Here is a 7633-nt window from a genome sequence, read left to right on the forward strand (position 1 = left end):
ACAAAGTCATCATCACAGCAGTCGCTAGAAAGCTCGTTACAATCGCGAACGCACTCCTAAAATCTCGGCAAAACTGGTCGGCTCAGACCGCCTGAGAAATACAGTTGCTAGAGACCGGCCCTCATCCGCCTGACACCACTTGTCCACTACAACCTGCGCAAAAGCTCTGCCGTCGGCCAGGCGTCAGCGGGCAAACCCACCCTTTCCTGCTCTGCCTGTACCGCCGCGCGGGTTCCGGCGCCCAGAATGCCGTCGATCTTGCCGACATCGTGGCCGCGCGCCTGCAATGTCGCTTGCAGCTCTTTCATCTGCGGTCCTGACAATCCGGGCTCCGGACTACCGGCATCATAAATCGGACCACCCTCCAGCCGGGTGGCGAAATAGGCGGCGGTCAGGACATAGACGAAACTCTGGTTCCACTCGAAATAGACGTCGAAATTCGGATAGGCCAGAAAGGCCGGCCCCTTATGGCCCTGCGGCAGCAACAGCGACGCCTGCATTCCACCCGGCAACGACCCGCTCCGCGCGCGGACCCCCATCCGCTGCCACTCCGTGACCGCGCGGCCCTTGCCGGGCCCCGACAGCGACCAGTCCATATCCGCGGGCACGGTGACCTCCTGCAGCCATGGCTCACCCGCCCGCCAGCCCAGATGCGACAGCATCTTTGCCCCCGACATCAACGCATCAGGGGCCGAAGTTTTCAGCGACACCTTGCCGTCGCCATCGGCATCGACGCCGTTGTCCAGAATGTCCTGCGGCAGCATCTGCACCATGCCGATCTCGCCTGCCCAGGCGCCGGTTGTGCGTTGCGGATCGAAGTTGCCACGGTCATACAGCGCGATGGCGGCAAATATCTGGGGCCGGAACAGATCGGGACGGCGGCAGTCATGCGCCAGCGTCACCAGCGCGTCGCGGGTGTTGAAATCTCCCTGAAAGCCGCCGTAATCGGTTTCGAACGCCCAAAAGGCCAGCAGCACGCCGCGCGACACGCCGTATTCCGCCTCGATCCGGTCGAACACCGCATCGTGTTTCTGTGACATTGCCTGCCCCCGGTCGATCCGGTTCTGCGAAATCAGGTGCCGCGAGAAATCGATGAAGGGTTTCTGGAACACTCCCTGCGCCCGGTCGGCCTTCAGTACCTTGCCGTCCTGCCTGACGCCCTTGAAGAATGCGTTGACCCGGGCGCTGTCATGGCCTTTCGTCACCGCCTCCTGTTTCAGCGCCTGCACGAAGGCGTTGAAATCGCCTCCGCATTGGGCTTGGGCTGCGGTGGACAGCAGAAGGGCGAAAACGGCGGCAGAAAACAATCGCATCTTGCGGGTCAATCCCTCTTGTCGGGTCAGAATATCAATGTCAGCACAAACCACAGCAGAACGAGCGCAAAGACAAGGCCCCAAACGCGCCACAGCATGTCGACGGCGCGAGTGATCTCGAAAGCACCGATGGTTCTGCGCGCCGCGCCATTGACCCAGGCCAGATCGCGGATCTGACCATGATAACTGCGCGGCCCGGCAAGGGCCACGTCCAGCGCGCGGGCCATCGCGGCCTCGGGCCAGCCCGCATTGGGCGAGACATGGCGTCGGGCGTCGGCAACGATCTCGCGCCATTGGCCGAACCCACGGGCCAAGGCCACGATCATCAAACCGGTCAGCCGCGCAGGGATCAGGTTCAACAGGTCATCCAGCCGTGCCGAAGCCCAGCCGAATTCAAGATACTTCTCGGTGCGATAGCCGATCATGCTGTCCGCCGTGTTGATCGCCTTGTACACCAGCAGCCCCGGCAGACCGCCAACCAGAAACCAGAAGGCAGGCGCAATCACCCCATCGCTGAGGTTTTCTGACGCGCTTTCGATGGCCGACCGCGCGATCTGGCTTTCATCCATGGCCGAAGTGTCGCGCGATACGATCCGTGCCACCATCGTCCGCCCCTCGGGCAAGGACCGGCGCATGGCATCGGCCACGTCGGACACATGCGTCACAAGCGACTTCTGAGCCAGCAGGATGGCGCAGGCCAGGATTTCCACCACCGGCCCAAGCGCGGCCAGAACCTGACCCGCAATCACTGCCGCCGCGACCAGAAACAGGGCGACCGCAGCACCCTTGAGGCGCCGGTTGCCGCCCCGGTTCAGCCGCCTGTCCAGCGCTCCGATCAGATTACCGATCAGCACCGCCGGATGCCGCACCCGCGACCACAGCCACTCGGGTTCTCCCAGCGCGGCGTCCAGCGCCATCGCCGCAGCCAGCAGAAACGCGGTGCTCACAGCGCAGCCTCCAGCCGGCCCCAACCCTGTGCAGGCGGCAGGCCCAGCCGCAGATAGGTCCGCGAATAGGGAAAGACGCGGCTCCAGATATGGGCACGCGCCAAACGGTCCTGCCATGCAGCAGCGTCATCGACCTCATAGAGCCGGAACAGGGTAGTGCCCCCGACAAGCTCGGCACCCTTTCCGGTGACAAGCGCATCCAGCTGGCTGGCCTCCTGCGCCAGGCGCGCGCGGGTGCGCGCCGCCCAGTCGGTATCGGTCAGGGCCTGCGCCCCGATCCGCAGCGCCGGCCCCGAAACCGCCCAGGGGCCGGTCAGGTCGTTGAGCCGGGCGATGGTGTCGGGTCGGGCGATGGCAAAGCCAAGCCGCAATCCGGCCAGCCCCCAGAACTTGCCAAAGCTCTTCAGAACCACCGTGCCGGGACGTTCGGCCAGATGGATCAGCGAGGTCGCAGGTGTCACATCGCAAAAGCTTTCGTCGATCACGGTCAAAGGCGCATCGGCTTCCGCTTCACGCCACAGGCGGCCATCGGGGTTGTTGGGATGCACGATGACCCGCGCCTGCGTAGGCCCAACGTCGCGGATGTCCCAGCCCTGCGCGGCAAAGGCGGCAGCATGTTCGTTATAGGTGGGGCGGGTGATCTGCACCGACCCGGCAGGAGCCAGCGCCGGAATTCGGGCAATCAGCGCCGACGCACCCGGCGCAGGCAGGATAGCGGCCTCAGCCGGCACCTGCCAGAATGTCCGCGCCGCCGACACCAGCGCCTCGAACGCGCCGTGATCGGGAAGCTCTGCCCAATCGGTCGCCTGCAAGCCGGACACCGGATAGGGTGACGGGTTGATACCTGTCGACAGGTCGATCCAATCCGCCCGCGCGCCGCCATAGCGCTTCATCGCGCCGTCCAGCCCGCCGCCATGGTCGCGTCGGGCGCGGGGGTCGATGGTGTTCTGGTCCATGTCCGGCGATTGCGCCATTGCGACTCTCTGCCTGAAAATGCTGCATTCTGCCCGCTTCAAGCGGATTCTTGCCGTCTGCACAAGCGAAACCGCCCGAAACAAGGGCCGCTTCGGGCATGTTAACATTTTGTTAAGCAATTGACCGGATCACGGGGCTAGGGGGACGGCACGAGATACATGCCAACCGTGCCAAGGGTGCCGCAAATGAAGGTTCTGATCGTTGAAAGCAACCCGGATCTTGGCCGGGTCTGGCAGCGTCACCTGCAACGGCAGGGGACCGAAGCCACCTTGGTTTTGACGCAGGAGGAGGCCATTCTGGCGCTCTATGGCACCGCCTTCGATATCATTGTCCTCGATCTCGTGCTGGAAAAGGGCAGTGCGCTTGCGGTGGCCGATTTTGCCAGCTATCGCCGCCCCGATGCGCGGGTGATCTTTGTCACCAACACCACCTTCTTTTCCGACGGATCAATCTTTGCCCACAGCTCAAACGCCTGCGCCTTTGTCCAAAGCGGCACCCCGCCCGAAGACCTGGCAGCCATGGTCGAGCATTACGCAGCCGGACGCTGATCGCGGCGGTGCGGCTCCCGGTAATCCACAACCGGGTTGATCGGGATTATGCGGTGCGGATTGATGGTGTTGTGGCTGAAATGATAGTGGCGCACGATATGCGCCATGTTCACCGTGTCCGCCACACCGGGCCATTGATATAACTCCCGCAGATAGGCCCAGAGATTGGGATAATCGATTACCCTTTTGCGGTTGCACTTGAAATGCAGATGATACACCGGATCAAACCGCACCAGCGTGGTGAACAACCGCCAGTCGGCCTCGGTCACGCGATCTCCCATCAGATAGCGCTTGGCTGACAGCCTTTCCTCCAGCCACTCAAGCGTGTCGAACAGGGGATGCACGGCGGCGTCATAAGCCTCCTGCGTGGTGGCGAACCCGCATTTGTAGACGCCGTTGTTCAGCGTGTCATAGACGCGGGTGTTCACCGCTTCGATCTCGTCGCGCAGGGGCACGGGCCAATAGTCATCCGTGTTCCCGGTGAGACCGTCAAAGGCGGAATTGAACATGCGGATGATTTCCGAACTTTCGTTCGACACGATGGTTTCCCGCTCGGTGTCCCACAGGATCGGAACCGTCACCCGCCCGGAATAGCCGGGATCGGCCTTGGTATATACCTGATGCGCGTGACTGAAACCATAAAGCGTGTCTCCGGTCGCGCCATGGGCGTCGGTCTCGAACGTCCAGCCCTGATCCAGCATGTCCGGATGCACCACCGACACCCCGACATGATCCGTCAGGCCCTTGAGGGCGCGAAAGATCAGTGTTCGGTGCGCCCATGGGCAGGCATAGCTGACGTAAAGATGATAACGTCCCGACGCCGCCTGAAATCCACCCTCGCCAGATAGGCCCGGCGCGCCGTCGGCGGTGATCCAGTTGCGGAACCGCGCCGCCGACCGCTTGAACGCGCCGCCGTTGGATTTCGTGTCATACCACTTGTCCTGCCATTTGCCGTCCACGAGCAGTCCCATGCGCTTACCTCCGGTTTCGAGAGACACTCCAAAAAATAGGGCCGCCCGCGCCGCCTGACCACCATCAGGCCCGCGCACGCTTTCTGCGCTCGCGCACATGGTGCGCATTCCTTGCGACACGATTGCAACGCAACGCCGTCACCGGAAATCTTTCATTGGATTTTTACAAAACCCATTGCAAACTTAAGGTTACGTGAGGGGGAAAGATTTTTATGACCACATACATTTCCGAGGAAATGCGCAAGGAATTGGATGCCGCGCGCATTGCAACACTCAAGAAAACAAGCCGTTTGCGGGTCGAAGCGGGCGAGGAATACTTTCGCGTCCTGCGTCTGTGGCAAAGCGGATTCGCGGTCGAGGCCGAAACGACTCCGCGTCTGCGCGGTCTCGTTGATCTCTACGATGGAACCAATCACCTTTATCAGTGCCTGATTGTTGCCGCAGAAGAAGAAGCCGGAGAGATGCGTTACGAGTTCAAACGCAACACTCTGGCCGCCGACAAGGCGCCTCTGGATTTCTATCGTTCGCCGGATGCGCCGATTGCGCTTCTGGGCAAGGACGACTGATCGTCAGGGCCGGATTTCGACGATCGTCCCGACGTCGGCAAGACGCCAAAGGCGCGTGATTTCGTCATTGGACACGGCGATGCAACCCAGGGTCCAGTCGCCCGGCAGGGTCATCCCGACGACACCGTTTGGTTGCCCGTGAATGAAGATATCGCCACCCGGATCGGTTCCGGCCTCGCGCGCCCGCGCGATGTCTTCAGGCTGCGGGTAGTCGATGCCCAGCGACAGGTGAAAGGCGCTTTGCGGGTTGCGGCGGTTGATCGTAAAGACGCCCTCGGGCGTGCGGCCATCGCCTTCGACCGCCTTGTCGCCTTCGGGGCTGAACCCCAGCGCAATATCGGCCTGCATCACCACAGCACCGTCCAGCGTCGCTGTCAGGCGGCGGGTGGATTTCTCGATCAGGATGCGATCGACCCGCTCGGCCTCGGGCGCCATCGGCGGCGCCACAGGGCGCGGGCCGAAACGCGCCCATCCGACCCAAAGCGCCCCGGCGACAAGGCACAACGCCATCAGGACGGTCAGGCGCCGTAGCATGGCTATTGCAGATCGGCAAAGGCGCTGCGCAGCCGGGTACAGGCCTCCTCGACACGCGCGCGCTGTGTTGCCAGGTTGAACCGCTCGAACGTCTCGCCCCCGGTTCCGAATCCGGGACCGGACGACGTGGCAATCCGCGCATCCTGCCGCAGGCGGCGGACGAACTCGTCATGGTTCATTCCGGTGCCCGAAAAATCGACCCAGGCCAGATAGGTGGCCTGCAACGGCATAGACCACAGGCCGGGGATTGATGCGATGGTGTCGTCGAACAGACGCCTGTTGCCGTCCAGATGCGCCATTTGGGCATCGACCCACGCGGCCCCGGCTGGCGAATAGGCGGCGGTGATCATTGCCACGCCAAGGGCGGCGGGCGCGTAATCCAGAGTCGCCAGCCGATGCCGTATCACCTTGCGCAATTCCGGGTCGGGAATGATCATGTTGCCGGTCCGCTGTCCGGCAATGTTGAATGTCTTGGACGCCGCCGTCAGGGTCACCGTCCACGCCCGCGCCTCGGGCGCGGCCACATCCATCGGTACGTATTTTTGACCAGCATAGACAAGATCGTGATGAATTTCGTCCGAGACCAGGATCAGCCCGTTTCGTTCCGCGAATGCCGCAACCGCGCGCAGCTCCTCGGGCGTCCAAACTCTACCCGACGGGTTCTGCGGCGAGCACCACAGCAGCAGCTTCTCCGAGCCGTCCAGCCGCGCCTGCGCGTCGTCCAGATCCAGCACATAGGTCTCGCCCTGCCGCACCAGCGGGCATTCCACCACCCGGCGACCCGACTTGTTCACCTTGTGCGCAAACTCGTGATAGACCGGGGTAAAGATCGCCACCCCGTCCCCCGGCGCGCTCCACACGTCCAGACACAGCGCAATCGCATTGCCCAGCCCCTGCGAGGTCAGCACCCAGTCGGTGTCGATGTCCCAGCCGTGCCGGGCCTTCATCCACCACTGCACCGCCTGCAGGTATTCGGGATGTTCCCAGGAATAACCGAACACGCCATGTTCCGCCGCCTTTTGCACCGCTTCGATCACGCAGGGCGCGGTCTTGTAATCGGAATCCGCCGTCCACATCGCCAGCCCGTCATCGGGCGAGACGCCATAGAGTTGCTCCATCTTGTCCCATTTTGAACTGTGGGTGCCGCGGCGGTCGGTAGGGTCGTTGAAAGTCATGTCTGCTCCGTTTGATCGCGGGAAAGCTAACCTCAATTCCGACGGTTGCAAGGGGGGCGTTGCGGCGCGGCGCCGAATGACCTAAATCACCCTCATGAAACGCACTATTCTGATCCATCCCGACCCGCGCCTGAAGAAGGTCTGCGCGCCGGTGGCCGACATCACCGACGACCTGCGCAAGCTGGCCGACGACATGCTCGAAACGATGTATGACGCGCCGGGCATCGGGCTGGCCGCGCCTCAGATCGGTGTGCTGGATCGGCTGATCGTGCTGGACTGCGTCAAGGAAGATGGCGAAGCGCCCCACCCGCTGGTGATGTTCAACCCGCAGGTCATCGCGGCCTCGGATGAAACCAATGTCTACGAGGAAGGCTGCCTGTCGATCCCCGAGCAATATGCCGAGGTGACGCGCCCCAAGGTGGTCGATGTGGCATGGATGGACCGGAACGGAAACCTGCAGCAGGAAACCTTTGACGGGTTGTGGGCCACCTGCGTCCAGCACGAGATCGATCATTTGGATGGCAAGCTGTTCATCGACTACCTCAAGCCGCTCAAGCGCCAGATGATCACCCGCAAGATGCAGAAGCTGAAGCGCGAGAAGGCC

The 7633-nt window shown here is 62.6% G+C and carries 9 protein-coding genes; 3 read left to right on the top strand and 6 right to left on the bottom strand.

Features of this window, described 5'->3' with window-relative positions; translation table 11 throughout:
• Positions 1 to 146 precede the first annotated feature (146 nt).
• Genes AC2FNB_RS19970 through cobD form a run of 3 tightly spaced genes read right to left on the bottom strand, consistent with a single transcriptional unit; the run spans position 147 to position 3234 of the window.
• Positions 147 to 1313: a lytic murein transglycosylase gene (locus AC2FNB_RS19970; protein WP_496748542.1), complete on the bottom strand. Its 1167-nt coding sequence runs from the start codon at positions 1311 to 1313 to the stop codon at positions 147 to 149.
• A gap of 26 nt (positions 1314 to 1339) precedes the next feature.
• Positions 1340 to 2260: an adenosylcobinamide-phosphate synthase CbiB gene (gene cbiB / locus AC2FNB_RS19975; RefSeq protein WP_496748543.1), complete on the bottom strand. Its 921-nt coding sequence runs from the start codon at positions 2258 to 2260 to the stop codon at positions 1340 to 1342.
• Positions 2257 to 3234, bottom strand: coding sequence for a threonine-phosphate decarboxylase CobD (gene cobD, locus AC2FNB_RS19980; RefSeq protein WP_496748544.1), 978 nt, complete (start codon positions 3232 to 3234; stop codon positions 2257 to 2259). The genes cbiB and cobD overlap by 4 nt, the downstream gene beginning before the upstream one ends.
• Positions 3235 to 3420: 186 nt before the next feature.
• Here cobD and AC2FNB_RS19985 point away from each other — a divergent pair, with 186 nt between their 5' ends.
• The gene (locus AC2FNB_RS19985; RefSeq protein WP_480752089.1) at positions 3421 to 3783 is read left to right on the top strand and encodes a response regulator transcription factor; all 363 of its coding nucleotides are present in this window, start codon (positions 3421 to 3423) and stop codon (positions 3781 to 3783) included.
• Here the strand turns inward: AC2FNB_RS19985 and AC2FNB_RS19990 are convergent.
• Positions 3765 to 4754, bottom strand: coding sequence for a glutathione S-transferase family protein (locus AC2FNB_RS19990; protein ID WP_496748545.1), 990 nt, complete (start codon positions 4752 to 4754; stop codon positions 3765 to 3767). The genes AC2FNB_RS19985 and AC2FNB_RS19990 overlap by 19 nt on opposite strands.
• 212 nt (positions 4755 to 4966) lie before the next feature.
• On the opposite strand from AC2FNB_RS19990, the gene AC2FNB_RS19995 reads away from it, so the two are divergent.
• Positions 4967 to 5320 (top strand): hypothetical protein, encoded by a 354-nt coding sequence (locus tag AC2FNB_RS19995; protein ID WP_480752086.1) that lies wholly within the window; start codon positions 4967 to 4969, stop codon positions 5318 to 5320.
• 3 nt (positions 5321 to 5323) lie between these two features.
• Here AC2FNB_RS19995 and AC2FNB_RS20000 read toward each other — a convergent pair whose 3' ends face one another.
• Both AC2FNB_RS20000 and AC2FNB_RS20005 read right to left on the bottom strand, forming a co-directional pair.
• Positions 5324 to 5854 (bottom strand): L,D-transpeptidase family protein, encoded by a 531-nt coding sequence (locus AC2FNB_RS20000; RefSeq protein WP_496748546.1) that lies wholly within the window; start codon positions 5852 to 5854, stop codon positions 5324 to 5326.
• Between the two features lie 2 nt (positions 5855 to 5856).
• Positions 5857 to 7029 (bottom strand): MalY/PatB family protein, encoded by a 1173-nt coding sequence (locus AC2FNB_RS20005; protein WP_496748547.1) that lies wholly within the window; start codon positions 7027 to 7029, stop codon positions 5857 to 5859.
• A 94-nt stretch (positions 7030 to 7123) separates the two neighbouring features.
• Here AC2FNB_RS20005 and def point away from each other — a divergent pair.
• The coding region (gene def, locus AC2FNB_RS20010) for a peptide deformylase (protein ID WP_496748548.1) at positions 7124 to 7633 on the top strand (510 nt) is incomplete at its 3' end.

It is taken from the genome of Ruegeria sp. BHSB058 (assembly GCF_059613285.1).

Coding starts and splice junctions, on each gene's coding strand:
- AC2FNB_RS19970 (WP_496748542.1), bottom strand. CDS start 1,313: ATGCGATTGTTTTCTGCCGCCGTTTTCGCCCTTCTGCTGTCCACCGCA.
- cobD (WP_496748544.1), bottom strand. CDS start 3,234: ATGGCGCAATCGCCGGACATGGACCAGAACACCATCGACCCCCGCGCC.
- AC2FNB_RS19985 (WP_480752089.1), top strand. CDS start 3,421: ATGAAGGTTCTGATCGTTGAAAGCAACCCGGATCTTGGCCGGGTCTGG.
- AC2FNB_RS19990 (WP_496748545.1), bottom strand. CDS start 4,754: ATGGGACTGCTCGTGGACGGCAAATGGCAGGACAAGTGGTATGACACG.
- AC2FNB_RS19995 (WP_480752086.1), top strand. CDS start 4,967: ATGACCACATACATTTCCGAGGAAATGCGCAAGGAATTGGATGCCGCG.
- AC2FNB_RS20000 (WP_496748546.1), bottom strand. CDS start 5,854: ATGCTACGGCGCCTGACCGTCCTGATGGCGTTGTGCCTTGTCGCCGGG.
- AC2FNB_RS20005 (WP_496748547.1), bottom strand. CDS start 7,029: ATGACTTTCAACGACCCTACCGACCGCCGCGGCACCCACAGTTCAAAA.